This window comes from Comamonas sp. 14P8.1.4 (genome assembly GCF_057799285.1).
The window spans coordinates 1-25,320 of record NZ_JBYOKN010000018.1; the positions used below are offsets into that span (position 1 = coordinate 1).

The 25,320-nt window shown below is 57.5% G+C and carries 27 protein-coding genes; 23 read left to right on the forward strand and 4 right to left on the reverse strand.

Annotation, left to right across the window (positions count from 1 at the left end; genetic code table 11):
- Positions 1 to 194: 194 nt before the first annotated feature.
- The 3 genes from fliD to AC27VO_RS15975 all read left to right on the forward strand — a co-directional run bounded on the left by fliD (position 195) and on the right by AC27VO_RS15975 (position 2,573).
- Positions 195 to 1,775 carry a flagellar filament capping protein FliD gene (gene fliD / locus AC27VO_RS15965; RefSeq protein ID WP_488667704.1) on the forward strand — a complete coding sequence of 527 codons (1,581 nt, stop codon included), beginning with the start codon at positions 195 to 197 and terminating at the stop codon, positions 1,773 to 1,775.
- A gap of 71 nt (positions 1,776 to 1,846) precedes the next feature.
- On the forward strand, positions 1,847 to 2,257 hold the full coding sequence (gene fliS, locus AC27VO_RS15970; RefSeq protein WP_488667705.1) for a flagellar export chaperone FliS: 411 nt from the start codon (positions 1,847 to 1,849) through the stop codon (positions 2,255 to 2,257).
- Positions 2,258 to 2,282: 25 nt separating this feature from the next.
- Positions 2,283 to 2,573: a flagellar protein FliT gene (locus tag AC27VO_RS15975; protein ID WP_488667706.1), complete on the forward strand. Its 291-nt coding sequence runs from the start codon at positions 2,283 to 2,285 to the stop codon at positions 2,571 to 2,573.
- 396 nt (positions 2,574 to 2,969) lie between these two features.
- On the opposite strand, the gene fliE is transcribed toward AC27VO_RS15975, so the two are convergent.
- Positions 2,970 to 3,293: a flagellar hook-basal body complex protein FliE gene (gene fliE / locus AC27VO_RS15980; RefSeq protein ID WP_488667707.1), complete on the reverse strand. Its 324-nt coding sequence runs from the start codon at positions 3,291 to 3,293 to the stop codon at positions 2,970 to 2,972.
- A 184-nt stretch (positions 3,294 to 3,477) separates the two neighbouring features.
- On the opposite strand from fliE, the gene fliF reads away from it, so the two are divergent.
- The 13 genes from fliF (at position 3,478) to fliR (ending at position 14,614) form a co-directional block, all read left to right on the forward strand.
- The gene (gene fliF, locus AC27VO_RS15985) at positions 3,478 to 5,160 is read left to right on the forward strand and encodes a flagellar basal-body MS-ring/collar protein FliF (RefSeq protein WP_488667708.1); all 1,683 of its coding nucleotides are present in this window, start codon (positions 3,478 to 3,480) and stop codon (positions 5,158 to 5,160) included.
- 48 nt (positions 5,161 to 5,208) lie between these two features.
- Positions 5,209 to 6,204, forward strand: coding sequence for a flagellar motor switch protein FliG (gene fliG, locus AC27VO_RS15990; RefSeq protein ID WP_219163611.1), 996 nt, complete (start codon positions 5,209 to 5,211; stop codon positions 6,202 to 6,204).
- Positions 6,205 to 6,234: 30 nt separating this feature from the next.
- Positions 6,235 to 7,041, forward strand: coding sequence for a FliH/SctL family protein (locus AC27VO_RS15995; RefSeq protein WP_488667709.1), 807 nt, complete (start codon positions 6,235 to 6,237; stop codon positions 7,039 to 7,041).
- A 40-nt stretch (positions 7,042 to 7,081) separates the two neighbouring features.
- Positions 7,082 to 8,449 (forward strand): flagellar protein export ATPase FliI, encoded by a 1,368-nt coding sequence (gene fliI, locus AC27VO_RS16000; RefSeq protein WP_488667729.1) that lies wholly within the window; start codon positions 7,082 to 7,084, stop codon positions 8,447 to 8,449.
- 18 nt (positions 8,450 to 8,467) lie between these two features.
- Positions 8,468 to 8,932 (forward strand): flagellar export protein FliJ, encoded by a 465-nt coding sequence (gene fliJ, locus AC27VO_RS16005; protein ID WP_488667710.1) that lies wholly within the window; start codon positions 8,468 to 8,470, stop codon positions 8,930 to 8,932.
- Between the two features lie 3 nt (positions 8,933 to 8,935).
- Positions 8,936 to 10,183, forward strand: coding sequence for a flagellar hook-length control protein FliK (locus AC27VO_RS16010; RefSeq protein ID WP_488667711.1), 1,248 nt, complete (start codon positions 8,936 to 8,938; stop codon positions 10,181 to 10,183).
- A 211-nt stretch (positions 10,184 to 10,394) separates the two neighbouring features.
- On the forward strand, positions 10,395 to 10,931 hold the full coding sequence (locus tag AC27VO_RS16015) for a flagellar basal body-associated FliL family protein (RefSeq protein WP_488667712.1): 537 nt from the start codon (positions 10,395 to 10,397) through the stop codon (positions 10,929 to 10,931).
- Positions 10,932 to 10,948: 17 nt separating this feature from the next.
- Positions 10,949 to 11,953: a flagellar motor switch protein FliM gene (gene fliM, locus AC27VO_RS16020; RefSeq protein WP_488667713.1), complete on the forward strand. Its 1,005-nt coding sequence runs from the start codon at positions 10,949 to 10,951 to the stop codon at positions 11,951 to 11,953.
- Positions 11,943 to 12,392 (forward strand): flagellar motor switch protein FliN, encoded by a 450-nt coding sequence (gene fliN / locus AC27VO_RS16025; protein ID WP_488667714.1) that lies wholly within the window; start codon positions 11,943 to 11,945, stop codon positions 12,390 to 12,392. Before fliM ends, fliN begins: the two co-directional genes overlap by 11 nt.
- Entirely contained in the window at positions 12,385 to 12,726 is a 342-nt protein-coding gene (locus AC27VO_RS16030) for a FliO/MopB family protein (RefSeq protein WP_488667715.1), read from the forward strand. Before fliN ends, AC27VO_RS16030 begins: the two co-directional genes overlap by 8 nt.
- A 24-nt stretch (positions 12,727 to 12,750) precedes the next feature.
- Positions 12,751 to 13,533, forward strand: coding sequence for a flagellar type III secretion system pore protein FliP (gene fliP, locus AC27VO_RS16035; RefSeq protein WP_488667716.1), 783 nt, complete (start codon positions 12,751 to 12,753; stop codon positions 13,531 to 13,533).
- Between the two features lie 18 nt (positions 13,534 to 13,551).
- Entirely contained in the window at positions 13,552 to 13,821 is a 270-nt protein-coding gene (gene fliQ, locus AC27VO_RS16040; RefSeq protein WP_488667717.1) for a flagellar biosynthesis protein FliQ, read from the forward strand.
- A gap of 31 nt (positions 13,822 to 13,852) precedes the next feature.
- Positions 13,853 to 14,614 carry a flagellar biosynthetic protein FliR gene (fliR, locus tag AC27VO_RS16045; protein ID WP_488667718.1) on the forward strand — a complete coding sequence of 254 codons (762 nt, stop codon included), beginning with the start codon at positions 13,853 to 13,855 and terminating at the stop codon, positions 14,612 to 14,614.
- 98 nt (positions 14,615 to 14,712) lie between these two features.
- Here fliR and AC27VO_RS16050 read toward each other — a convergent pair whose 3' ends face one another.
- A complete protein-coding gene (locus AC27VO_RS16050; RefSeq protein ID WP_488667719.1) occupies positions 14,713 to 15,342 on the reverse strand; it encodes a response regulator in 630 nt (209 codons plus the stop codon).
- 33 nt (positions 15,343 to 15,375) lie between these two features.
- Positions 15,376 to 16,464: a hybrid sensor histidine kinase/response regulator gene (locus AC27VO_RS16055; protein WP_488667720.1), complete on the reverse strand. Its 1,089-nt coding sequence runs from the start codon at positions 16,462 to 16,464 to the stop codon at positions 15,376 to 15,378.
- A 137-nt stretch (positions 16,465 to 16,601) separates the two neighbouring features.
- Between AC27VO_RS16055 and AC27VO_RS16060 the strand changes: the two genes are divergently transcribed.
- The 7 genes from AC27VO_RS16060 to AC27VO_RS16090 all read left to right on the forward strand — a co-directional run bounded on the left by AC27VO_RS16060 (position 16,602) and on the right by AC27VO_RS16090 (position 23,027).
- Complete coding sequence (locus tag AC27VO_RS16060; RefSeq protein WP_488667721.1) at positions 16,602 to 17,048, forward strand: hypothetical protein; 447 nt, start codon at positions 16,602 to 16,604, stop codon at positions 17,046 to 17,048.
- A 50-nt stretch (positions 17,049 to 17,098) separates the two neighbouring features.
- Positions 17,099 to 17,461 carry a response regulator gene (locus AC27VO_RS16065; RefSeq protein ID WP_488667722.1) on the forward strand — a complete coding sequence of 121 codons (363 nt, stop codon included), beginning with the start codon at positions 17,099 to 17,101 and terminating at the stop codon, positions 17,459 to 17,461.
- A 39-nt stretch (positions 17,462 to 17,500) separates the two neighbouring features.
- Positions 17,501 to 19,621: a chemotaxis protein CheW gene (locus tag AC27VO_RS16070; RefSeq protein WP_488667723.1), complete on the forward strand. Its 2,121-nt coding sequence runs from the start codon at positions 17,501 to 17,503 to the stop codon at positions 19,619 to 19,621.
- Between the two features lie 81 nt (positions 19,622 to 19,702).
- Positions 19,703 to 20,188, forward strand: a complete 486-nt coding sequence (locus AC27VO_RS16075; RefSeq protein WP_488667724.1) for a chemotaxis protein CheW — start codon at positions 19,703 to 19,705, stop codon at positions 20,186 to 20,188.
- A 96-nt stretch (positions 20,189 to 20,284) separates the two neighbouring features.
- Complete coding sequence (locus tag AC27VO_RS16080; RefSeq protein WP_488667725.1) at positions 20,285 to 21,151, forward strand: CheR family methyltransferase; 867 nt, start codon at positions 20,285 to 20,287, stop codon at positions 21,149 to 21,151.
- A 50-nt stretch (positions 21,152 to 21,201) separates the two neighbouring features.
- Positions 21,202 to 21,906, forward strand: a complete 705-nt coding sequence (gene cheD, locus AC27VO_RS16085) for a chemoreceptor glutamine deamidase CheD (protein ID WP_488667726.1) — start codon at positions 21,202 to 21,204, stop codon at positions 21,904 to 21,906.
- Between the two features lie 17 nt (positions 21,907 to 21,923).
- Positions 21,924 to 23,027 carry a protein-glutamate methylesterase/protein-glutamine glutaminase gene (locus tag AC27VO_RS16090; protein WP_488667727.1) on the forward strand — a complete coding sequence of 368 codons (1,104 nt, stop codon included), beginning with the start codon at positions 21,924 to 21,926 and terminating at the stop codon, positions 23,025 to 23,027.
- Positions 23,028 to 23,142: 115 nt separating this feature from the next.
- On the opposite strand, the gene AC27VO_RS16095 is transcribed toward AC27VO_RS16090, so the two are convergent.
- Entirely contained in the window at positions 23,143 to 25,083 is a 1,941-nt protein-coding gene (locus AC27VO_RS16095; protein ID WP_488667728.1) for an ATP-binding cassette domain-containing protein, read from the reverse strand.
- Positions 25,084 to 25,320: the final 237 nt, after the last annotated feature.

Here is a 25,320-nt window from a genome sequence, read left to right on the forward strand (position 1 = left end):
AGCAGCGTCCTTCACAGCGTGCGGCAGGTGCGTCGCAGCGGTGGTGAAGACTAAAAAGGCGGTGTGAGCTTGTTAAAGCTGCACCGCTTTTTTTCGTTGTAACAGTGCGCAGGGCTTAAGTTTTTCAATACTTTGCCGATAGAGGGGTAACAGTAGTTATGAATTGGGTGAACCCTGCGGCATAGAGTAAGTCTGTGCTTCTGTCTGGTGCTCACCTTTTTATTCTGGCTTTTGACTTTGTCCGCAGTGCTTCACAATATGTCATTCCGTGGCATGGGCTGAAAGCACTGTGCGGTTTGTTCTTCAAGGAGCGTGTGATGGGTGTTTCTTCTATCGGTGTTGGCAGCGGCTTGGATGTAGAAAGCATCATCACGCAGATGGTGGCTATCGAAAAGCAGTCTGTTACGACCTTGCAGACCAAAGCGGAGACGATCCAGAGCAAGATCTCGGCCTATGGGCAGATCAAGTCGCTGGTGGATGATCTCAATTCCGCCGTCCGTGATTTGACGCTGGATAGCGGCTTCAGCTCCGTCAAGATCAACTCGTCCAACAGTTCCGCGGTGTCGGCCACGATGACGGGCTTGGCATCTGCCGGCTCGTACAACATTGCCGTGCAAAATCTGGCGCAGAGCCAGACGTCTGTGAGCGAAAAGCTCAATGCTGGCGATAAAGTCAATGCGGCGGGTGTCATGCGTTTTGTGCTGGGTAATAGCACCAACACCAGCGCGACCCTGACGACGGTTGATTTGAATATTTCTGCGACGGATACGCTCACAGATATCGTCGCCAAGATTAACGGTGATTCCACACTGGGCAAGTCGGTGATCGCCAGCGTGATTACCGACAGCACCGGGAAACAGCAGCTGATGGTGCGCTCGCGCGAAACGGGGCTGGACAACCAGTTCAGCGTGACTGTAGGTAGCGGTGTATATACCGAGGCGGAAGCCACTGCAGCGAATGACCCGGCTTTGGCAGGGACGGTCAAGGCCGCTGATGCTGGTAGCAACTTGGCGAAGCTGGCTGTGACCCAAACGCAGGCGGCACAGAATGCGACGATGACGCTCAATGGCGTGCAGCTGGAATCCAACACCAATACCTTTAAAGATATTGTTCCTGGCTTGTCGATCAATGTCTCGCAGGCGAACTCGACGTCGCTGCTGACACTGAATCAAGACAAGGATGCGACCCAGGAGAAAATTCAGAAATTCGTGGATGCCTACAACGCGGTCAACGAATTGCTGTCGGCATCGACCAAATACGACTCGGAGTCTGGCTCCGCAGGTATTTTGCAGGGGGACAGCAGTACGGTGAGTCTGCAGAACTCGCTGCGTATGCTGACGCAGAGCATCGTCGGAAATACCACGGGAGCATTCACACGCTTGTCGGACATCGGTATTCAGATGGAGCAGGGCGGGAAGCTGTCGGTGAACACCACCAAGCTGACCACTGCTTTGGAAGATATGGATGCAGTGAAGTCGCTGTTTTCGACCAAGGCCAATTCTTTGGGAACTGGCGGCGGCATTGCTGTCAATTTCAAGACGCTGACAGACAGTTTGCTGGCTTGGGAAGGCGCGCTCAACAACAAGACCGACTCTTTGGAGGGGCAGCTGGAGAGCAATCAAAAGCAGCAGGATAAGGTCAATACGCGCGCTGAAGCGGTGGAAGCGCGTTTGCGTTCGCAGTACACGGCATTGGATACCAAGATGGCTTCTTTGAACTCACTGAGCTCTTATGTGGAGCAGATGGTGAATTCGTGGAACAAGTCGGACGATTGATGTAATAGATTTAAGTTGCTGTGTTTGCTGTCGATGCATCACGGGACACATAGAAAATTGTAAGGACTCACATGTTTGCTTCTTCGGGTTACGGCGCGGCCAATGCATACCGTCAGGTGAGTGCCCATTCGGGGGTGGAGAACGCATCCCCGCATCAACTGATTCAGATGCTGTTTGATGGGCTCTTTCAGGCGCTCAACGCTGCGCGTGGGGCGATGGAGCGTGGCGAAGTAGAGGAAAAAGGTCGTCAGATCACCCGTTCTGTGCGTATCTTGCAAGAGGGCCTGGTGATGGGCTTGGACATGGAAAAGGGCGGGGAATTGGCGGCTAATTTGAAGCTGCTGTATGACTATTCTGTGGCCCAATTGACCAAGGCCAACATCCACAACGATGTGGTGGTGGTGGAAGAGGTCATCAAGGTTCTGCAACCTGTGGCACAAGGCTGGAAAGAAATTGGTTCCACTGCCAATCAAACAATGTGAAGGGGTGGCTGTGCAGGAGAACAGATTGCTCGATTACTACAAGGCGATTGAGGCGAAGAGCTCAGAGATGCTCTCGGCGGCTTTGCAACAGAACTGGGATTCTGTGGTGGAGTGCGAGAAGTCTTGTGCGGTGCTGATTGGGGAGTTGCGCGTGCAGTCCCTGGACGTGACGCTGAGCGCTACGCAGCGCAAAGAGAAGACGCGCATCATGCAGAGCATTTTGCGCAATGATGCACAAATTCGTGTACTGGCGGAGCCTTGGCTGGCCACGCTTGAACACATGGGCAAACTGCCTGCAAGCTCTGTCTTGCACTAGGCGGCAAGCCCCACCGGTTGCGCTGATCCTCCAAGGTTTGGCCAAAGCCCACCAGTCGCAAGGCTGGTGGGCTTTTTTATGGCGTGCGTTTTATTATTTTTGTAGCTGCAAGCGTTGATATTGTCTGAATTTCAATGTGTTTTTGTTTTGGATTTCAATGAATGCGTGCGCTACGTGCTCACTTTTTTGTAAGACTTTATGTGTTCGCGGTGTGTTGATGGCATCGATGTTGCACGCTGCAGCGGTGGGTGATGGGTAGTTGGCGCGGTGCATGGTGAATTGCGCACGCAAAAAAAGACCGCAACCCGAAGGGTGCGGTCATTAAAGGTTTTTTTGAAGGGTGAGCGTTCGAGCGTGGCGCAGGCGTGCTGCCTGCAACCACGCACAAGCAGGTGCTCAGACCTGCATGTTCATGACGTCGGTGTAGGCCTGAACCAGGCGGTTGCGGACATGCAAAGTGGCTTGAAAGCCGATTTGTGATTTTTGCATCGCAACCATGGTTTCTTCCAGGCTGACCGAGGGGTTCTCCAGCTGCACTTCTTTTTGCAGGTGGGAAGAGTGATTCTGTGCAGCGCTGACGGAGCGCAGTGCATTTTCCAGTGCAGAACTGAAGCCATGGCCTTCGGCTTCGGACTTTTGCACAGGCTTGGTCAGGCGTTGTGCCATGTCGCTGGACATGGTGGTCAACGGAGAAGTGGCGCTATGAAGGCGAAGGTCCATGATGTATTTCCTTGAACTTGTAATGTGTTCGATGGGTGCAATCGTAGGCAATTGCAAAAAATGCATCTGGGGAAATAAGTGGGGAAACGTGCGCCTTATCCGGCGAACGCGCCAACAGGAAGTTTGAATAATCGGCACCACGTTGGGTTCCGTGTCGAACCCAAGCACCCATTTGGAAAAGAACATGTCCGCAGTTGCTGAAATTCCTGTTGAACAAAACCTTCCCGCCGCAACCCCTGCCACCTGGCAGCAACGCGTGGCGGGACTCGACCGTAATCAACGCATCTTGATTGGCGCCGTTGGCGCGCTGGTCGTTGCCGGTGTGATTGCGGCCATGATGTTCAGCCGCCAACCTGACTACCGTGTACTGTTCAGCAATTTGAGCGACAAGGACGGCGGTGCCATCGTGTCGCAGCTGTCGTCGATGAACGTGCCTTACAAGTACACCGAAGGTGGCGGCGCGATCATGATTCCTGCGGACCGCATCCATGATGTGCGTCTGAAGCTGGCCACCCAGGGCCTGCCTAAGGGCGCGGTCTCGGGTTTTGAGATCATGGAAAGCAGCAAGTTTGGTATCACGCAGTTTCAAGAGCGCGTGAACTACCAGCGTGGCCTGGAAGGTGAGTTGACGCGCTCCATCATGGGTCTGTCTGCTGTGCAAAACGCACGTGTGCACCTGGCACTGCCCAATCAGAATGGTTTTTTCCGTGAGCAACAAAAGCCATCGGCATCGGTGTTGTTGACTTTGTACCCAGGCCGCATGCTGGATCGCACCCAGATTGCGGGCATTGTGCATTTGATCTCTTCCAGCGTGCCCGAGATGCTGCCTGGCGCCGTGAGCGTGGTGGATGACTCTGGCAAGCTGCTGTCGCAATCGACCAATCCGGAAGACAGCCCTGTCAATGTGCAGCAACTGATGTATCAGCAGCAGCTGGAAAAGCAGTACACCGAGCGTATTCTGGAAATTCTGGAGCCTGTGGTGGGTAAGGGCAATGTCAAGGCGCAGGTAACGGCAGAGCTGGATTTCTCTCGCTCGGAATCCACTTCTGAATCGCATGGCCCCAACCAAGGTCAGGCTCCCAGCTCGGTGCGCAGCCAGCAGGTGCTGGAAGCGACCGGTGAAAAAGAACCTGTGCCTCCTACAGGTGTGCCTGGCGCGGTGAGCAACCAGCCGCCACAGACCGCTGCAGCGCCTATCAATGGCCCTGCGCCTACGCTGCAAGCTGCGAATGCGCAGAACACGAACACTTTGACCATTCCTGGCAGCAAGCGTGAGTCGGTGACGAATTACGAAGTGGACAAAACCGTCAAAGTGACGCGCAACAGCACGGGCTCTATCAAGCGCATGACCGCTGCAGTGGTGGTGAACTATTTGCCTGGAACCCCTGCAGAGCCAGGTGCTGCGGTAACGCCGCAGGCCATGACGGCTGCTCAGCAGGCACAGATGGTGGCACTGGTGCGCGAGACGATTGGCTTTAACGCGCAGCGCGGCGACTCGGTCAATCTGATGAACACGCCTTTCCAGCAGGAACAGCGACTGGCCTCCGATTTGCCCGTGTGGCAGCAGCCCGAAACCATTGAACTGGTTAAGACCATTCTGTGGCCCGTGGGCTTGGTGTTGGCTGCGTTGATTTTGATGTTTGGTGTGGTTCGCCCCATTCTCAAGGCGCGCAAGAAGAAAGAGCTGGCACAGCTGGATCTGCTGGAAGCCGAAGAGTTGGAACGCCCCGCACTGGCACTGGCCAAGCCCGGCGAGCCCACGCCAGAAGAACTTCGTTTGCAGCAAGCGCGCGCGCTCGCCAAGCAGAACCCGATTGCGGTGGCCAATATCGTCAAGACCTGGGTCAATGGCGAAAACAACCATTAAGCATTGCCTGCGTGCACTTAACTATTCACAGAACACAAAGAGTTTGTTATGGATGATCGAGGTCTGAACGACGCCGCCATTTTGCTGATGTCCTTGGGTGAGGAAGAGGCGGCTGAGGTTTTCAAGCACCTGTCGCCCAAAGAAGTGCAAAAACTCGGCGAAACCATTGCGCGGATGCGTGGTGTTTCCAAAGAGAAAGTGGACTTTGTGATTGCGCGCTTCACGGATGACTGCGCTGCACAGAGTTTGCTGGTGGAAGACGCCAGCGATTACGTGAAGTCGGTCTTGCGCCGTGCTTTGGGTGATGACAAGGCGGCGCTGCTGCTGGATCGCATTTTGCAAGGTGGCGATGTTTCTGGGATCGAAAGCCTGAAGTGGATGGATCCTGTCTCGGTGGCTGAACTGCTGCGCAACGAGCACCCACAGATCGTGGCAGCCATCCTGGTGCACCTGGAGTTTGACCAGGCTGCAGCGGTGTTGATGCAGTTGCCAGAGCGCTTGCGCAGCGAAGTGGTGCTGCGTGTGGCTACGCTGGAAGGTATCCAGCCGTCGGCACTGAAGGACCTGAACGAAGTGCTCTACAAGGTGCTGGCAGGCGGCGACAAGATTCGCAAGACATCGCTGGGCGGCGTGAAGACCGCGGCCGAGATGATCAACTTGCTGGGTGGCAATGCCGATGTGGCAGTGCTGGACACTATTCGCAACTACGACGCAGACTTGGCCCAGAAGATCATGGACAAGATGTTCGTGTTCGACGACTTGGTCAAGCTGGACGATCGTTCGCTGCAGCTGGTGCTGCGCGAAGTGGCTTCCGAGACACTGATCGTTGCGCTCAAGGGCGGTTCCATGGAAGTGCGCGACAAGATTTTGGCCAATATGTCCATGCGTGCCGCTGCTGCGTTGCGCGAGGACCTGGAAGCCCGTGGCCCCATGCGTTTGTCCGAAGTGGAAACACAGCAAAAGGAAATCCTCAAGGTGGTGCGTCGCCTGGCCGACGAGAACCAGATCACGCTGGGTGGTGGCCCGGAAGACAGTTTTGTCTAAGGCGTACCCACAGACTACGAGTAGACGAACATGACACGTTTTATTCCCAGCGAAGAAATCGACAACCAGCGTGTGCGCCAGTGGCATTTTGGTGGGGTGCGCAGTGGCCCTCGCCAAGGCTTTGCAGCCATGCCCGAGATGACCGTGGATCCTGCGTTGCTTCCGCCGGTGGCAGAGCCAGAGGCTGAAGAGGCGCCAGAGCTGGAGGAAGAAGCGCCAGCCGAGATGCAGGTAGAGGATGTGGTGCCCGCAGCACCGGTCTTCTCCGAAGAAGAATTGCACCAGCAACTGGAACAAGCACGCCATGAGGCTTACCAGCAAGGCCTGGAGCAAGGCCAGCAGCAAGCGGCACAAGAGTGGCAAACACGCATGTCGGACTATCAGAACAACCTGGGGCGCGAAACTGCCCAGCGGTTGAGCGAAGTGCTGCATGCAGCGCAGACCGATGTGCAGGGTTTGCAGCAGCAAATGGCACCGGATTTGCTGCAGCTGGCGACCGATATTGCACGCCAGGTGGTGCGCCAAGAGCTGCGCTGCAATCCACAAGCTTTGCAGCCGGTGGTGGCGGAAGCCCTGGATATGCTGGGTGCGGAAACCAAACCTGCTTTGGTGCGTTTGAATCCTGAGGACTTTCAGCAGCTTGCCGCGCATTTGCGTGCGGCTTTGCCGAATCCGAAGGTGGAGTGGCTGTCAGATCCGAGTGTGCCAGCGGGTGGTTGCGTGGTGGAAAGTCAGGGTGCCCAAATCGATGGCAGCCTGGAGCGCCGCTGGCAACGTGCGGTGGCTGCATTGGGCCTGGTTTCTACATGGTATGAGGGCGCGCCTCATGGCAATTGAGCACACACCACCCTCCAAGCCCATCGCACAGCTGACCGAGATGCTGCGCGTGGGGCGTGAGCGTGTGAACCAGCCGCTGCCTTTGCACACCCATGGCACTTTGACGCGCTTGACCGGCTTGGTGCTGGAAGCCAGTGGTTTGCGTGTGCCCGTGGGCTCGCAATGCCATCTGCAAATGCCGGGCGCGGAGCCTGTGCTGGCAGAGGTGGTGGGCTTTGCAGGTGATAAGGCATTTCTGATGCCTGCAGGTGACATTCAAGGGTTGTCGTGTGGCGCGACCGTGACGCCCGCAGAGCCTTTTGTGCCACCGCTGCGCTTGGGGGATACCGAAGCGCCGTCGCTGGCAACTGGTGTGCTGCGCTTGCCAATGGGTGATGGCTTGCTGGGCCGGGTGGTGGACTCGCAAGGCTCGCCCCTGGACCATTTCGGCACGTTGGTAGATGTGGTTGCCGAGCCTCTGGATCGCGAGCCCATCAACGCGATGGAGCGTGCGCCGGTGCGCGAGACGCTGGATACCGGCGTGCGTGCCATCAACAGTTTGTTGACGGTGGGGCGTGGCCAGCGCTTGGGCTTGTTTGCTGGGTCTGGCGTGGGTAAATCGGTGCTGCTGGGAATGATGGCGCGCTACACCCAGGCGGATGTGATTGTGGTCGGCCTGATTGGTGAGCGCGGTCGCGAAGTCAAAGAGTTCGTGGAAGATATTCTCGGCGCGCAGGATCGCTCGCGCGCCGTGGTTGTGGCTGCACCTGCAGATGCACCGCCTTTGCTGCGCATGCAAGGTGCGAGTTATGCGACAGCAATTGCCGAGCATTTCCGTGACAAGGGCAAGCATGTGCTGCTGTTGATGGATTCGCTCACGCGTTATGCCCAGGCGCAGCGTGAAATCGCACTGGCGATTGGTGAGCCCCCTGCGACCAAGGGTTACCCGCCATCGTGCTTTGCCAAGTTGCCAGCACTGGTGGAGCGCAGCGGCAATGGTTTGAACGGTGTGGGCTCGATCACGGCGTTCTACACCGTGCTGTCGGAAGGCGATGACCAGCAAGATCCGATTGCAGACGCATCGCGCGCCATCTTGGATGGCCACTACGTGCTCTCGCGTGCCTTGGCCGAGCAGGGGCACTACCCCGCCATCGATATTGAGCAATCTGCGTCGCGGGTGATGCACAACGTGGTGAGTCAAGAGCACTTCGAGCTAGCTAGACGGTTTAGGGCGGTCTATTCGCGCTATCAAAAAAGCAAGGATTTGATACAAGTAGGGGCTTACGTCAACGGCTCTGATCCCCAGGTGGATGAGGCCATTCGCCTGCAGCCCGCCATGGCGAATTTTCTGCAACAGACCATGTTTGAGTCGGCAGGAATGGAGCAGAGCTTGGCGGACATGTCGGCGGTATTGAATCCGCAAAGTTGATAACCAGAGGGATGTGGAATGTCGTCGCTCAATGCACTGATGATCGCCATTGAAATGGCGGTACGTAAACGCGATGAAGCACGCAATGCGTTGCTTGAGCGTCAGCGTGCCCATGAGGCAGCCAAATCCCAAATGCAGCAGCTGGAAGGCTATGCGCAGGAAATGCAGCAGCGCTGGGGTGCGAGCGAAGGTGCAGCCATGAAGCCTGAGGTGATGTTTCACCACAGCCAGTTCATGGGCCGGCTGCAGCATGCCATTGACTTGCAGACCAAGGTGATGGCGGATCAGGCCATTCGTCTGGAGGCAGCGCAAAAAGCATTGATGGCGACAGAGCTGCGTTTGAGCAGTCTGAACAAGGTGGTGGAAACGCGCCGCCGCGATATCGCTTTGGCGCAAATGCGCCGTGAACAAAAACAGACGGATGAGCGTGCGGCATTGCAGTTCATCGGTCGTACTTTCGGGATGCAATTCCAGGAGGCATAAATCATGGATATTCAGCAAACGATTGCGCCCGCTGTCGCCAAGCCCCAAGCAACAGACAAGCCTGAGAAAGCCAAAGATGTGCTGGACGGTCAGGTGTCTGCGCCGGACTTCTCCCAACTCTTGCAAGGTTTGCAGGATGTGCCAGTGGAGTTGCCTGAAGGTTTGGCAAGTCTCCAGCCAGAACTGCCAGATATTCCGCAAGCATTGCTGGAGGCCACATTCACCCAGCCTGAGCTGGAAGCACTGCCGGTGGGTCTGAGTGTGGAGAGCCTGGTGGGCCAGACGCAGCGACTGGATGTTACGGATGCCGATGCAGCCGTGCAAGACGGCAGCTTTTTGCTGGCCAGGCAAGAGAGTGGTTTGACGGCGGCAAGAGGCGCGCTGTTTGCGGGCACGCAGCCCCATGTGGCCATTGGACAGCAGATTGCAACGGTGGCAGCTGGCGTGCAGTCGGTGGCCACATCTTCTTTGCTGCCTGAGGCGAATGCCGCAGTGGCGGCGGCATCGGCACTGGTGGCTGAAGCTGCAGATGTTGCGGATACCGTGGCACAAGCGGTGTCCAGCGCCTTGCAAACAGACCAAGATGGCGAAGGCCGCGTGGCACTGCACGGTGCGTGGAAGCTGGAAGATCCGCAAGCAGCGGCCAACCCCGCCTTGCAACGCTTGATGGGGCAGGTTGAGCAGTGGGCCGCAGCCACGGCTGGGGTGCAAGCCAAGCCTTCGGAGCGGCTGGAAGGCAGTAAAAATGCCGCAGGTGCTGCAGATGTGCTGGCGGTGGGACAGGGCAGTGGCACGCGCTTGACGGATGTGGCCGTGCAGGAAGCCAAGTCCACACAAGACGCCGTGCTGGATACCGCACCCGAGGCAACGGTCGAAGATATGCGCTTTTGGCTGCAGGGCAAACAACAGCGCGCAGAAGTCGTTTTGGAAAAAGATGGCCAGCCTGTGCGTGTGCAAGTTTATGTCCGGGGGAATGAAGCCCACGTAACCTTCCGCGCAGATCAGGCGCAGACGCGTGATCTGCTGGATGCCAGCTTGACGCAGTTGCGTGAGATGCTGGCGCAGCAGGGGGTTGAGCTGGCTGGCGTGGCGGTGCAGGCCGATGCGCAGGGCAACACGTCCTCTTCTGGTGGTGGGCAGCGCAACCCTTGGGAGGCTGCACCCATGCGCCAGGCGCAGGTGACCGTGCCTGTGGCAGATGCTCTGCCTGTGCGTCCGCAGCGTAACCAGGGCCTGGATTTGTACGCCTAAGGCATGTCAGTGAGCACTTCGAACTCGCCGGGAAGGGTGAGTCGAAGGCTCAGACGATCGATTTACTGGATGTTTGAGCCTTTTATTCTGGCTATGATTTCCGGCTTATCAAGAAATAATGTGACCATTCGTACTTTTGTGTACGAGCGCTCAGCAAAGATTCAGTTCAAGGTTGGCTTGCCAACTGTATTCATCCATCAAGGGAAACAACGTGGCCGCAACCAATTCTGCCGCCGCTCCGGCGCAAGCCAAGAGCAAGAAATTGATCATCATCGGTGCTTTGGTCGCCTTGCTCGTTGTCGCGGTCGCGGCTGCCTTGCTGGTGATGACCAACAAGTCGCACGACGATGCGTACGGGGAAGAGGCCCCCGCCAAAGCCGCTGCGTTGGTACCTACCTTTTTGCCCCTGGAAAACATGGTGGTGAATTTGGCAGATCAAGGTGGTGACCGCTTTGCCCAAATCGGTATCACGCTGGAGCTGCAAGATGAGGCGACTGCCAGCTTGGTCAAGCAGTACATGCCCAGCATCCGTAACGGTATCTTGATGCTTGTGTCACAGCGTACGGCCGATGAGCTGTTGCTGCGCGAAGGCAAGGAAAAGCTGGCCGCCGATATCTTGCGTGAAGTGACCCGGCCTTTGGCTGCCAGCACGCCAGCGGCCCGCGCACAGTCCGAAGATGAGGAAGAGCGCCCACGTCGACGCAATGCCGTGCGCCGTGTGCTGTTCTCCAGCTTCATCATCCAGTAAGCGTTAGGAGTTTCGGCATGAGTGATTCTTTCCTTTCGCAAGAGGAAGTCGATGCCCTTTTGGAAGGTGTGACGGGCGAGCGTCAGAAATCGGACTCCGAAGATGTCGATGAAAGCTCGGTACGTAACTACGACATCTCCAGTCAAGAGCGTATCGTGCGTGGGCGTATGCCCACCATGGAAATTGTGAATGAGCGTTTTGCGCGCAATTTCCGCATCGGCTTGTTTAACTTTATTCGCCGTAGCCCAGAGGTTTCGGTGGGTACGGTGAGCGTGCAACGCTACAGCGCTTTCTTGCGCCGTCTGGCGGTGCCCACCAACTTCAATATCGTTGCGATCCGTCCTTTGCGTGGCAATGGCTTGATCGTGTGTGAGCCTTCGCTGGTCTTCGGCATTATCGACACATTGTACGGTGGTGCCGGGCGCTTGCAAACACGCATTGAAGGGCGCGATTTCTCGGCCACAGAGCAGCGCGTGATCAACCGTCTGGTGGACGTGATCAGCGAGGAATACAAAAAAGCCTGGCACGGCATTTATCCCTTGGAGCTGGCCTACCAGCGCTCGGAAATGCAGCCGCAGTTCGCCAATATCGCGACCCCCAGCGAAATCGTGGTGTCTACCGCGTTCCAGCTGGAGATCGGTGATGTGTCTGGCTCGATCCATGTGTGCATGCCTTACGCCACGATGGAGCCTATCCGCGACATCTTGTATTCATCGACACAGGGTGATTCGATGGAAGTCGACCGCCGCTGGGTCAAGGTGCTGACGCGTGAGATTCAATCCGCAGATGTGACCTTGGTGGCTGAGCTGGCACGTGCGGATGCCACGGTGGAGCAAATGCTGGCGATGAAGCCAGGTGACTTTATCGAGCTGGACCGACAGCCACGCATTCGTGCGTCGATTGGCGGCGTGCCCATTTTTGAGTGCCAGTACGGCACGCACAACAACAAATATGCCGTGCGCATCGAGCAGTGTTTGCGCGGTGTGGATGGAAATTGGACCGGAGAGAAGAATGGCAACTGACGCGAACAACAACGGCAGCATCCAGGGAGATGATCCCTTTTCGGACTGGGCGGAAGCTTTGGACGAGCAAAAGACCACCGATGGCGATCAAGCCGCACTGGATGCCGAGCAAGGTGGCCCGCTGAGCGGCAACCCCGCGTACAACAACGGCGCTTCCGGCACGGAAGTGCCTGTCAATGACATCAACATGGTGCTGGACATTCCCGTTCAGCTGTCGGTGGAGTTGGGCCGTACCAAGGTGCCAATCAAGTACATCTTGCAGCTGGCACAGGGTTCGGTGGTGGAACTGGACGCCCTGGCGGGTGAGCCCATGGACGTGCTGGTCAACGGCTACCTGATTGCCCAAGGTGAAGTGGTGGTGGTGAATGACAAGTTTGGTATCCGCCTGACCGACGTGGTGACACCTTCCGAGCGCTTGCGCCGCGTCAGCCGTGGATAACGCAGGCTTCACTTCTTCGCTGCTGGTGCTGCTCATCATGGTGGGCGCACTGGCCTGCTTGCCCTGGCTGCTCAAGCGCTGGCAGCAGCGCCAGCAAGCCGCACGCAATGTCTCGGGCATCAGCGCGCAAGTGTTGTCGTCCGTGTCCGTGGGCCCCAGCCAGCGAGTGGTGACCATCGAAGTTGGGCAAGGCGCGCAAAAGACCTGCCTGGTGTTGGGCGTGACTGCCCAAAACATTCAGTGCTTGCATGTGCTGGGGCAAGCTGCTCCTGCACAGCAGCTAGAGGCGGTCAGTTTTGCTGGCGCCATGGCACAAGCACAAGAGGGCGTGTAACCCGCTGCAATCATGAGAGCACACATGCGATTAGGCTTTCTGGCCTTAATGAAGGCCCCCTGGGTTGTTTCAGCCGCCGTTCTGGCGGCTTTTTGCTGGATGCCCGCAGTGGCGAATGCCCAGAGCGCAGCCGCGCCCAGCTTGCCGATCTTGGTCGGATCGAGCGGTGGTGGCAGCAGTTTTTCCGTGCCCATTCAGACCTTGCTGTTCTTTACAGCGCTGTCTTTCTTGCCGGCTATTTTGCTGATGATGACGGGTTTTACCCGGATCGTGATTGTGCTGAGCCTGCTGCGTCAGGCACTGGGTACGCAGTCGTCGCCGCCCAACCAGGTGATCATCGGACTGTCCTTGTTCTTGACGCTGTTTGTCATGGGCCCGACGCTGGACCGTGTGTATGAAGAGGCCTATGTGCCCTATACCAAGAACACCATGCAGTTTGAAGAGGCCGTGAAGAGGGCCGAGGCGCCCATGCGCGACTTCATGGTGCGCCAGACACGCCAGACCGATTACGCCCTGTTTGCCCGCCTGGCCAAGCTGGAGCCCGGTACCAAAATTGAAGATGCACCGTTTCGCGTGGTGGTGCCATCGTTTGTTATCAGCGAGCTGAAAACGGCCTTCCAGATCGGGTTCATGATCTTCATCCCGTTCCTGATCATTGACATGGTGGTTTCCTCCATCCTGATGTCGCTGGGCATGATGATGCTGTCCCCTGTGTTGGTGGCGCTGCCCTTCAAGATCATGCTGTTCGTACTGGCTGATGGCTGGAATCTGTTGATCGGCTCGCTGGCTTCCAGCTTTGCCATCTAGGCTTGAAAGGTCGATGCGATGACTCCCCAAGCAGTTCTCACGATCGGGCGCGAAGCGCTCACCTTGCTGCTCATGATTTCGCTGCCCGTGCTTTTGACCGTGCTGGCCGTCGGCCTGGTGGTCAGTATTTTTCAGGCAGTCACGCAGATCAACGAAAACACCTTGTCTTTTGTGCCCAAGTTGATTGCGGCGGTGCTGGTGTTTGCTGTGGCCGGACCATGGATGCTGAGTACGGCGGTGGATTTCATTCGCCGCACGATTGAAAACATCCCCAGCGCCCTGGGCTAGTGGCGCGTCGTTTCTTCTCAAGGGCATTGCTGTGATTGGCATCTCCGAAGAGCAGTTGATGGCGTGGTTGTCGCCCATCATCTGGCCGTTCTTGCGTACCTTGGCCATGTTCACGGCTGCGCCCGTGTTTTCGCAAAAAGCCATTCCCATGCGGGTGAAGGTGGGTCTGGCCTTTTTGGTGGCGGTGTGCGCGCAGGCGGTGCTTGACCAGCCCATGATTGCGGTGAACTCGCCCCAGGCCGTGACCTGTGTGATTCAGCAGGTGGGGATTGGGTTGGCGATTGGTTTTTCTGCGCGCCTGATCATTGCGGTCATGGAGGTGGCGGGTGAGGCCATCGGCCTGCAGATGGGCTTGAGCTTTGCCTCTTTCTTTGACCCGACCAGCGGCGCGCAGCTGAGTGCGGTGTCGCGCTTTCTGGTGCAGATCTTCACCTTGTTCTTCATCGTGGTGAATGGGCACCTGGTGGTGCTGATGGCGGTGATCAAAAGCTTTCAGACATTCCCGGTGGATGGCTCATTTCTGCAGGCGGTGGCGCAGATGCGCATCCATGAGCTGGGCAGTGCGGTGTTCTCCAGCGCATTGTGGATTGCGCTGCCCATGATGGCGCTGCTGCTGTTTGTGAACTTGACCATGGGGGTGATTGCGCGCATTGCCCCCCAGATGAATATGTTTGCCGTGAGCTTCCCGGTCACGCTGACGGTGGGCATGCTGGGCATTACCGCCACGTTGCCGATGATGGAGCAGCCCTTTTTGAGCATGATTGACCGCACTTTGTCGATCTTTGGGGTGTAGCTTTTATAAAAAGTAGAGCACTTAGCGCTTAAATAAAAAGGACTTCAAGATGTTTTTCATCTGAAGTCCTTTGTTTTTAAGCGCAAGCAGCTATGTTTTTAGACCAAGTTGTTGCGAATGGCATAAACCGTCAGCTCGGCGTTGTTGGTCAGCTGCAGCTTTTCCAGCACGCGGGCGCGGTAGACACTGACGGTTTTGGGGCTAAGCATCAGCTCCTCGGCGATGTCGGTCAGGCGTTTGCCGGTGGCGATTTTTTGCAGGGTCTGCATTTCGCGCTCGGACAGCGACTCATGCGGCACTTCCGCCGTCGGCTGCGACAGGCTGTCGGCCAGCATCTGGGCCACTTCGGGTGTGAGAAATTTGCGTCCCATGCTGACCACACGCACCGCTTCCACCAGTTGCAGTGGATCGCCCGCCTTGTTGGCATAGCCGTGAGCACCAGCCTTGAGGCAGCGCAGCGCGTACTGGTCTTCCGGGTACATGGAGACCATCAATACCTTGATGTCCGGGTAGCTCTCGCGCACGCTGACCAGAACCTCCAGGCCATTGCGCCCGGGCATGTTGATGTCCAGCAGCAGCACCTGGCAGGGCGTGGTCCGGAGCGTTTCGCGCAATTCGGTGTAGCCAGCCGCTTCACCGCGGACCTGAATGTCCGTGGCTTCAGATAGCGTGTCTCGAATTCCACGGCGTAAAACGGCGTGGTCATCGCAAATCACAACATGGATCAATGTTTCTCCTCGTAGCCCTCTGAGTTTGGCATCTTACGTGAGTGGGACGGAAACAATGATGCTCGTGCCGCGACCAACCTGGCTGCTGATGTCCAGCCACCCGCCTACGGTGCGCGCCCGTTCGGCCAGGCCGCGCAGGCCAAAGGCCTTGGCTTTGTTGCGCTGTGCGGGGGCAATGCCGCAGCCGTTGTCGCGCACTTCGAGCGTCAAATGGCCCTCTGCGCCTGACAGCTCAATGTGTACCGCCGTAGCTTGCGCATACTTGCTGATGTTGGTCAGCGCCTCTTGCGCCGTGCGGTAGGCCACCACCTGGAGCTCTGCCGGAACGTCGATGTGCGGCGGTGTGTCCACGCGAACCACGATGCCGGTGCGGCGCTCAAAATTATCTGCCAGCCACTGCACGGCCGCGACCAGGCCCTGGTCCAGCACTGGGGGGCGCAAATTCATCATGATGCGCTGGCTGGCCCCCAGCGCGTGCTGCAGCATCTCCAGCGCCGCGCGGGCGTGGCTTTGAACATCGGGGGCTGTGGCATTTCGGTCAATCCATGACAAGTCAAATTTGACTGATGTCAAAGAACCGCCGATGTCGTCATGGATCTCGCGGGCAATGGCGGCACGCTCTTGTTCGATAGATTGCTGTAAGTGTTCTGTCAGCTCTGCCAGTTGCTGCTCGGACCGCTCCAGCTCCTGCATGGCTTGCTCCTTGGCTAGACGGGCCTGGTGCACCTCCAGGGCGCGCAGCAGCACATGCGGCAGACGTGCCATGTCGTCTTTGAGCAGGTAGTCTGCGATGCCGCGGCGAATGGCCTCCACCGCTGCGGTTTCCCCAATGGCGCCAGAGAGCAACACAAAGGGCGGGCATCCTGCCAGCGAGCGCGCCTGCTCCCAGGCATCCAGCGCGGTAAAGCCCAGAAGATGGTAGTCAGCCAGCACCAAATCAAAGCTTTGCGTCTGCAGGAGCTTGATAAAGTCTTGCAAGTTATCAGTGCAAGTAATGCTGCAAATCGTGCCCGCTTTACGCAGTGTGATTTGCGCCAAGCGCTGATCGGCCGCTGAATCTTCAAGGTGAAGCAAAAGCAAAGGCTTATGTGCTGGATTATCAGAGCCGTTGGGCGCTATCATTGGATACATCTTGGAACAAAATTTCCGGGTATGAATGCCTTCATGCCGTGAGTCAGCTCTCCATCGCGCAAAAAAGTCAGTGTTTCACTGCTTAGTGCTTGGAAAGCTTGCTTCGGGCGCCCCATCTTGGAGAAACAATGCCATCAATGCAAACACCATCTACAGAGCCTGTTGTACAGGTTCCTGTCATGGTTGCGGCTGAGTTACAAGATTCTTTGCTGGTCGTGATGCGGGATTTGCACCGTTTGGAAGGCTTGCTCAATCATGCCACGACGAATTTGCTGGAGCGTTTCAGCGAAGCCAATGTTTTGCTCTCGAGTGAGATAGCAGCGGGTGATCCTGGCATAGATGCTGCACGTGCAGCCTTGCGCAGTGCGGTCACCGAGTTGCAGTTTCATGACATGGCCACGCAACTCATTACGCATACAACCCAGGTTTTACAGGGTTGTGCGTTTCGACTGGCTTCGGAAACCATGGGGCGCGATGAGGATGAGCTGGATACGCCTGTCATATCCATTCAGCCAGAACGCCCGAACCCCGTTACTCAAAGTGAGATGGATGCCGGTTCAATTGAACTGTTTTGATCTCTAGAGCCTGAACACACACAAAACTTAAAAGTCCGTTGGAGCTTTACATGCATACGATCCTCGCTGTTGATGATTCTCCATCCATGCGAAAAATGGTCTCCTTCACATTGACCGGGGCCGGCTACAAGGTGGTCGAAGCAGTTGACGGTTTGGATGCTTTGGAAAAAGCCGAGGCGTACCAGATTGACCTGGTGCTGGCCGATCAGAACATGCCCCGCATGGACGGTATTGGTCTGACGCGCCGTCTGCGTGAACACCCTCGATTTAAGAGCACGCCGATTTTGATTCTGACCACCGAGTCCAGCGATCAGATGAAGCAGGCCGGCCGCGCTGCCGGCGCAACAGGTTGGTTGGTGAAGCCGTTTGATCCCAACCGGTTGATTGAAATATTGCAGAAGGTGATTCGCTAAGACAGTTCAGCGGATGCTAATAAAAAGATAGGAACCGACATGGCGGATACACATCAAGGCGGGGCAGAAGCGGACTTCGACCTGACCCAGTTCTATCAGATCTTCTTTGAAGAAGCAGGGGAAAACCTCGACCAGATGGAGCAGATGCTCCTGGATCTGGATCTGAACGAGGCCAACGACGAAGAACTCAACGGCATTTTCCGTTGCGCGCACTCCATCAAAGGGGGCTCCGCGACGTTCGGCTTCTCGGATGTTGCCGAGCTGACGCACAAGATGGAGTCCTTGCTGGACCGCCTGCGTCGCCACGAGATCACCCCCATCCCCGAGATGGTGGATGTCCTGCTGGAGTCGGCCGATGCATCTCGCAGCCTGCTGGCGCGTCACCAAGCTGGTGGCGAAGGTGAGGTGTTGCCGACCGCAGATCTGGTTGCGCGCATCAGCCGTCTCGCCGCAGGCGATGGTGCGGCCATGCCGGTGGCTGCTACCCCTGCGCCCGCACCTGTCGCTCCCGCACCTGCACCGGTGGTGGAAGTTGCACCTGAGCCTGTCGCAGCACCTGCGGTGCCCGGCGGTATCCGCCATCTGCAGATCAAAATTGGTCCGCTGGATGTGCCGGAGTCTGTGGATGCCGTCAAAGAGCTGTTCCGCGACATTCCAGGCCTGGGCAGCATCGAAGACTTGCCGTGCGAAGAGAGCAAGATGCGTCTGTTCGCTGTGCAAACGCATTCGACAGACGATGATTTGCTGGATTTGATGGCCTTCCACGTGGCCAAGGAGCAGGTGCAGATCACCGCCCAAGGCGCACCGGCGGCCGCAGTGCCTGCTGCCACTGCACCTGTGGAGGCCGCTGCAGAACCGGTTGAGCCTGAAGTGCTGACCCCCGCTGCGGTGCCGGACGGGGAGGTGTATGGCATTTTTGACGGTGCGCCAGGTGCTCCTGCCGTCAAGCCTGTGGCCGCTGCTGCCAAGACCGCCACACGCCCCAATATGGCGCAGATGGAGTCCACCAGCATCCGCGTGGAGGTGAAAAAGGTCGATCAACTGATCAACCTGGCCGGTGAGCTGGTCATCATCCAGGCCATGCTGGCGCAGAACAGCCGCACACTGGAGCCATCGGCCAACCAGCAACTGCTGGCGGGTCTGGCGGATCTGGATCGCAACACGCGCGATTTGCAAGAAGCCGTGATGTCGATCCGCATGATCCCCATGTCAACGGTATTCAGCCGTTTCCCACGCATGCTGCGTGATCTGGCGAACAAGCTGGACAAGAAGATCAATCTGGTTACCCAGGGTGAGGCGACCGAGCTGGACAAGGGGTTGGTCGAAAAAATCACCGACCCGCTGACCCACTTGGTGCGTAACAGTCTGGATCACGGTATTGAATCGCCAGAGGATCGTATCAAGGCGGGCAAGCCTGAGACGGGCACTTTGATCTTGGCGGCTTCGCACCAGGGCGGCTCCATCGTGATTGAAGTGCGCGATGACGGCAAGGGCATGAGCCGCGAGAAGATTCTGCGCAAAGCGCGCGAACGCGGCATGGACGTGTCGGACAGCATGCCCGATAGCGAAGTCTGGATGCTGATTTTTGCCCCCGGTTTCTCGACGGCCGACGTGGTGACCGATGTTTCGGGCCGCGGTGTCGGCATGGATGTGGTGCGCAAGAACATTGCAGCGCTCAACGGCTCGGTGGAAATCGACTCCGTGGAAGGCGTCGGCATGCGTGTCTCGATCCGCTTGCCGCTGACATTGGCCATCATGGATGGCATGTCGGTCGGGGTGGGCGATGAGGTCTACATCCTGCCGCTGTCCTCGGTGGTCGAGTCCTTCCAGGTGAATGCTGCCGACGTCAGCAGCGTGACCCAGGGCTCTCAGCTGGTCAAGGTGCGTGACGAATACATGCCTGTGATTGAGTTGGAGCGTGTATTTGGTGTGCCACGTGCCGAAGGTGAGTCACGCAGCGACATCATGGTGGTAGTGGAGTCTGACGGCAGCCGTGTGGCGCTGCTGGTCGACGAGCTGCTGGGTCAGCACCAGGTGGTGGTGAAAAACCTGGAGAGCAACTACCGCAAGGTGACCAATGTGTCGGGCGCCACCATTTTGGGTGACGGCACAGTGGCGTTGATTTTGGATACGAGCAGTTTGGTGCGCCGCGCGCGTTAAGCGTAGGTCGAGCGTCTGTAGACAATCATTTTTGACCGGTTCAGGGGCACTGCGAAAGCCCCACCGCTCTAGGAGAAAACTATGAACATGGGAAAGAATGCAGAGAGCAAAGCCTCTGGCGCCCGCGAATACCTGACCTTCCGTTTGGGAGATGAGGAATACGGGATCGACATCCTGAAGGTCCAGGAAATCCGTGGCTATGAGCAGCCCACACGCATTGCCAATGCCCCGGAGTTCATCAAAGGCGTGGTGAATCTGCGCGGCACGATCGTGCCGATCGTGGATATGCGCTTGAAGTTCAACTGCTCGGCCGTGGAATACAACAGTTTCACGGTGGTCATCATCTTGAACCTGCGCAACCGCGTGGTGGGCATCGTGGTGGATTCGGTGAGCGATGTGATGGAGCTGGCGCCGGAGGCCATTCGTCCAGCACCCGATATCGAAAGCGCCATCGACAATGGCTGCATCTTGGGCCTAGGCTCGGTGGGCGACCGCATGCTGATTTTGTTGGACATCGAAAAGCAAATGTCCAACGTGGACATGGGCTTGGTGGCACCTGCGGAATAAGCACCGCGCTGCTGCAGGTACCCAACGGTCCGCTGTGATGCGGGCATGGGGGCTTGAAGCAGCTTTGCCATCCGCTTCAACGGAGTGTCACTATCCATGCTTCGCACTGCACAACACGCTGATATGGAACATGAGGCAGCGCCTGGCGCGCAAGGGCGTGAGTTCGCGTGGACTTCCGCAGATTTCAGTCGCGTTCAAGCGCTGATCTACAAGCACGCGGGCATCAGCCTGCACGATGGCAAACACGCCATGGTGTACAGCCGCCTCTCTCGCCGTCTGCGTGAGATGGGCTACGACAGCTTTGATGACTACCTCACCTGGCTGGAAAAGCAGGGGGATGCGCGGGAGTGGCAAGAGTTTGTCAATGCTCTGACCACCAACCTGACATCCTTCTTCAGAGAGCAGCACCATTTCGATATCTTAGCGCAGCACCTCAAGAGCAAGCCCGCAGGGACGCCATGGCGCGTTTGGTGCAATGCTGCATCGACCGGTGAGGAGCCTTACTCCATCGTGCTGACCGCGCAAGAGGCCCTGGGGGCGAATGCGAACTTCAAGCTCATCGCCAGTGATATTGACTCCAAGGTGCTCAATACCGCTTCCAACGGGGTGTACCGGATGGAGAGCGTCAAGAACTTGAGCCAGGAGCGCTTGCACAAGTTCTTTATGCGCGGCAAGGCCTCGAACGCGGGCATGGTGCGGGTCAAGCCTGAGCTGCGCCGCATGATTGACTTCCTGCAGGTCAATTTGATTCGGGACGACTGGCCGTTCAAAGAACCGTTTGATCTCGTGTTTTGCCGCAACGTCATGATCTACTTTGATGCGGCCACGCAGCGCAAGGTGCTGGAGCGCATTCACCGGGTGATGAAGCCGGGAGGCCTGCTGTTTGTCGGGCATGCGGAAAACTTCAGCGAATCACGCGACCTGTTTCTTTTGCGCGGCAAGACGGTCTACGAGCGGGTCTAAATGCCAACCATGCCAATTTCTGCCCCCCGCTGGAGCGTAAAGGCGCAGCCATGAGTACACAGTCATTTGGAGTGCAGGGCAGGGCCAGCCCATCCTGGGCTGCGTCGCGCCAGCCGCTGAGCACGGCGCTCGAGTCCTCTGGGCTGGATGCGCTGCGCAAACGCCCGCGTAAACCGGGTGAGGCATCGTTTTTCTATTTTGATCACCATTTCCAGTACGACGCTGTCAAAGTGCTGCCCGGCGAGTACTTTGTGACGGGCGAGAACATGGTGATCTGCACGGTGCTGGGCTCGTGCATTGCAGCATGTCTGTGGGATCGGACGCTGAACATTGGCGGCATGAACCATTTCATGCTCCCGGAAGGCGACAGCACGGATGCCAGTGGCCGCTATGGCTCCTACGCCATGGAAGTGCTGATCAACGAGATGATCAAGCTGGGCGCGCGCCGCGAGACCATGCAGGCCAAGATTTTTGGTGGCGGCCAGGTGATGGCCAATTTCACCACCATGAATGTGGGCGAGCGCAACACCGATTTTGTGACCCAGTATTTGCAAACTGAGCGTATTCCGATCGTTTCGCAAGATGTGCTGGATATTTACCCACGCAAAGTGGTTTACTTTCCCTCCACCGGCAAAGCCATGGTCAAGCGTTTGGCCCATGCGCACCCAGAAGCCTTGGTGGAGCAGGAGCGTTCACGCGGCAGTGCGGCGCAATTGGCCAAGACCAATGCTGGCGGCAGTGTGGACCTGTTTTGATAGAGGATGCTGAAAGAATGAATCGCAAGACTCGGGTGATTGTGGTGGATGACTCTGCGCTGGTGCGCAGCCTGCTGGCAGAAATCATCAATCGCCAACCTGATATGGAGTGCATCGGCACGGCCAATGACCCCCTGGTCGCGCGCGAGATGATTCGTGAGCTCAATCCCGATGTGATCACGCTGGACATCGAAATGCCCAAGATGGATGGCATTGATTTCCTGGGCCGCATCATGCGTTTGCGCCCCATGCCGGTGCTGATGATTTCAACGCTGACCGAGCGTGGCGCTGAAATTACCATGCGTGCGCTGGAGCTGGGCGCGGTCGATTTCGTCTCCAAACCGCGTGTGGGTGTGGCCAATGGCCTGAGCCAGCTGTCCACAGAGATTGTGGAAAAGATACGCATCGCCGCTTCGGCGCACGTGCACCGCATGGTCAAGCCCGCACCGGCCGCTGCAGAGCACGGCGCCGCGCCGGCCGCCAAGGCCCATGTCAGCAGTGCCACGTTGCTGGGCAAGCTCTCGACCGAGAAGCTGATTGCCATTGGCGCTTCTACGGGCGGAACGGAAGCCATCAAAGAAGTGCTGACGCATATGCCTGCCGATGCGCCGGCCATCGTCATCACCCAGCACATGCCGCCCGGCTTTACCACCAGTTTTGCGGCGCGCCTGGACAGCCTGTGCCAGATCACGGTGAAAGAAGCCAGCCATGGTGAGCGTTTGTTGCCCGGCCATGCGTACATTGCGCCGGGTGGCAAGCAGTTCGCCATTTCGCGCAGCGGTGCCAACTATGTGGCCGTGGTGGATGAGCAAGCGCTCCCTGTGAATCGCCACAAACCGTCGGTAGAGGTGCTGTTCAAGTCGGTGGCGCAGTTTGCGGGCCGCAACGCCACAGGCGTGATGCTCACCGGCATGGGCGCTGATGGCGCCGCAGCCATGCGCGAGATGAAAGACGCCGGCAGCTACAACTATGTGCAAGACGAAGCCAGCTGCATTGTGTTTGGCATGCCACGCGAAGCCATTGCCCATGGCGCGGCGGATGAGGTGCTGCCGCTGACGCAGATTGCCCCCGCATTGCTGGCCAAGCTGCGCTCATCGCCAGACGTGCGCCACCGCATTTGATGCCATCCAATTAAAAAAGGAGCTGCTAGCGCCTTTCAAACAAGGGTTTCAGATAGTTATGTATCTGAAACCCTTTGTTTTTGGGCGCTAGCAGCTCCTTTTTATTGGTTGGCGCTTAGTTGGACAGCAGTTCCCAGCGTTCCAGCGCTTGCATCAGTGCTTCGTCGATGACGCCGTCACGGGCATGCAGCTGCATGGCGCGGGCATTGTCCTGGGTGTACAGCGTGCCGTCTTCCAGGGCTTGGCGGATTTCGGCCTGCTCTTTTTCCAGCGCTTCAATCTGTGCAGGCAGCTGATCCAGCTCACGTTGCTCTTTGTAGCTGAGCTTGCGCTTGGGCGTGCTGGGTGCCGCAGCGGGGGCAGCGGCCACTGGAGCGGCTTCCTTGGCAGGTGCCTTGCTGTTGGTGCCGTTTTTCTTAGCTGCTTGCTCCTGCAAGGCCTTGGCACGTTTGGATTGCAACAGCCAGTCTTGCACGCCACCTTCATATTCGCGCCATTTGCCATCGCCTTCGGAGGCAATGGTGCTGGTCACCACGTTGTCCAGGAAGGTTCGGTCGTGGCTGACCAGAAAGACGGTGCCGTCATAGTTTTGCAGCAGCTCTTCCAGCAGCTCCAGCGTATCGATGTCCAGGTCATTGGTGGGTTCGTCCAGCACCAGCACGTTGGTGGGGCGGGCAAACAGTCGTGCCAGCAGCAAGCGGTTGCGCTCACCACCTGACAAAGAACGCACGGGCGAGTTGGCACGGGCGGGCGAGAACAAGAAGTCCCCCAGATAGCTTTTCACGTGCTTGCGCTGGTTGCCAATCTCAATCCACTCGCTGCCGGGGCTGATGAAGTCTTCCAGCGTGGCATCCAAGTCCAGGTTGTTGCGCATCTGGTCAAAGTAGGCCACGGTGACGTTCGTACCCAAACGCACGGTACCCCATGGGCTGTTGCCGGGTTCGGGGGCGGGCGCATTGGCGGGTGGTGCATCGGGCTCTAACTGGCCCAAGATCATTTTGAGCAATGTTGTCTTACCAGCACCATTGGCGCCCAGCAAACCAATCTTGTCACCGCGCATGATGGTGGCGCTGAAGTCATCGACGATCACGCGGTCGCCAAATGTCTTGCTCACATGGGTCAACTCGGACACCAGCTTGCCGCTCTTTTCGCCGCTGCTCACGTCCATCTTCACACTGCCTTGGGCGGTGCGGCGGGCCGCGTGTTCAGCACGCAACTCTTGCAGTCGCGTAATACGGGCGGTGGCCTTGGTACGGCGGGCTTCTACGCCCTTGCGAATCCAGACTTCTTCTTGGGCCAGCAACTTGTCGGCCTTGGCGTTGATCACTGCCTCTTGCGCTAGCTGTTCTGCCTTGTTGGTCACATAAGCGGCAAAGTTGCCGGGGTAAGACATCAGCAGACCGCGGTCCAGCTCCACAATGCGTGTGGCCACGTTGTCCAGGAAAGAGCGATCGTGCGTAATCAGTACGATGGAGCCCTTGAATTCTTTGAGCAGCCCTTCCAGCCATTCAATGGAGTCCAAATCCAAGTGGTTGGTTGGCTCATCCAGGAAAAGTACATCGGGCTGCATCACCAAAGCTTGGGCCAATGCCACACGCTTGCGCACACCACCCGACAAGCTGCTTACCTTGGCTTCAGGGTCCAAGTGCAGGCGCTGCAGCGCTTCTTCCACGCGCTGCTCCCAGTTCCACGCATCCTGCGCTTCAATGCGGGACTGCAGGGCATCCAAATCCACACCTTCCGCACCAGACAGGTACAGATCACGGATGGCGGCAACTTCTGCCAAACCTTCCGAGGCCGATTCAAAGATGGTGTGCTCTGGATTGAGATTGGGCTCCTGGGCCACATAAGCAATGCGGATGCCCGTTTGCACCTGCAGCGTGCCATCGTCCGCATGTGCCATGCCGGCCAGAATTTTCAACAGCGAAGACTTGCCGGTGCCATTGCGCCCGATCAGCCCCACGCGTTCGTTGGTTTCCAGAGAGAAACTGGTGTGATCCAGCAATGCCACATGCCCGAATGCGAGCTGTGCGTCTAGTAAGGTAATGAGTGCCATGTTGCCGCCATTATCCAAGGCAGCGCGAAGCGCTGCCTGACTCAAAGCCTTCTTCGAGGCTTTGAGTGAAAAGATTTTTTCCAAATCTTGTGTTGGATGGTGCTATAGTTCGCTCTCTTGCTAGTGCGGAAGCGAATTTTGCGCAAGAAGCTGAAAAATTCTTTGCAGGACTTCAAGCGAGACGCCAAAAATCGTTGTACAATGCAAATCTTCGCTGAACACGGTGTGCTTCACGAG

Coding starts and splice junctions, on each gene's coding strand:
- fliS (WP_488667705.1), top strand. CDS start 1,847: ATGTTTGCTTCTTCGGGTTACGGCGCGGCCAATGCATACCGTCAGGTG.
- fliE (WP_488667707.1), bottom strand. CDS start 3,293: ATGGACCTTCGCCTTCATAGCGCCACTTCTCCGTTGACCACCATGTCC.
- fliF (WP_488667708.1), top strand. CDS start 3,478: ATGTCCGCAGTTGCTGAAATTCCTGTTGAACAAAACCTTCCCGCCGCA.
- fliG (WP_219163611.1), top strand. CDS start 5,209: ATGGATGATCGAGGTCTGAACGACGCCGCCATTTTGCTGATGTCCTTG.
- AC27VO_RS15995 (WP_488667709.1), top strand. CDS start 6,235: ATGACACGTTTTATTCCCAGCGAAGAAATCGACAACCAGCGTGTGCGC.
- fliI (WP_488667729.1), top strand. CDS start 7,082: ATGCTGCGCGTGGGGCGTGAGCGTGTGAACCAGCCGCTGCCTTTGCAC.
- fliJ (WP_488667710.1), top strand. CDS start 8,468: ATGTCGTCGCTCAATGCACTGATGATCGCCATTGAAATGGCGGTACGT.
- AC27VO_RS16010 (WP_488667711.1), top strand. CDS start 8,936: ATGGATATTCAGCAAACGATTGCGCCCGCTGTCGCCAAGCCCCAAGCA.
- fliM (WP_488667713.1), top strand. CDS start 10,949: ATGAGTGATTCTTTCCTTTCGCAAGAGGAAGTCGATGCCCTTTTGGAA.
- fliN (WP_488667714.1), top strand. CDS start 11,943: ATGGCAACTGACGCGAACAACAACGGCAGCATCCAGGGAGATGATCCC.
- fliP (WP_488667716.1), top strand. CDS start 12,751: ATGCGATTAGGCTTTCTGGCCTTAATGAAGGCCCCCTGGGTTGTTTCA.
- fliQ (WP_488667717.1), top strand. CDS start 13,552: ATGACTCCCCAAGCAGTTCTCACGATCGGGCGCGAAGCGCTCACCTTG.
- AC27VO_RS16055 (WP_488667720.1), bottom strand. CDS start 16,464: ATGATAGCGCCCAACGGCTCTGATAATCCAGCACATAAGCCTTTGCTT.
- AC27VO_RS16060 (WP_488667721.1), top strand. CDS start 16,602: ATGCCATCAATGCAAACACCATCTACAGAGCCTGTTGTACAGGTTCCT.
- AC27VO_RS16065 (WP_488667722.1), top strand. CDS start 17,099: ATGCATACGATCCTCGCTGTTGATGATTCTCCATCCATGCGAAAAATG.
- AC27VO_RS16070 (WP_488667723.1), top strand. CDS start 17,501: ATGGCGGATACACATCAAGGCGGGGCAGAAGCGGACTTCGACCTGACC.
- AC27VO_RS16075 (WP_488667724.1), top strand. CDS start 19,703: ATGAACATGGGAAAGAATGCAGAGAGCAAAGCCTCTGGCGCCCGCGAA.
- AC27VO_RS16080 (WP_488667725.1), top strand. CDS start 20,285: ATGCTTCGCACTGCACAACACGCTGATATGGAACATGAGGCAGCGCCT.
- cheD (WP_488667726.1), top strand. CDS start 21,202: ATGAGTACACAGTCATTTGGAGTGCAGGGCAGGGCCAGCCCATCCTGG.
- AC27VO_RS16090 (WP_488667727.1), top strand. CDS start 21,924: ATGAATCGCAAGACTCGGGTGATTGTGGTGGATGACTCTGCGCTGGTG.
- AC27VO_RS16095 (WP_488667728.1), bottom strand. CDS start 25,083: ATGGCACTCATTACCTTACTAGACGCACAGCTCGCATTCGGGCATGTG.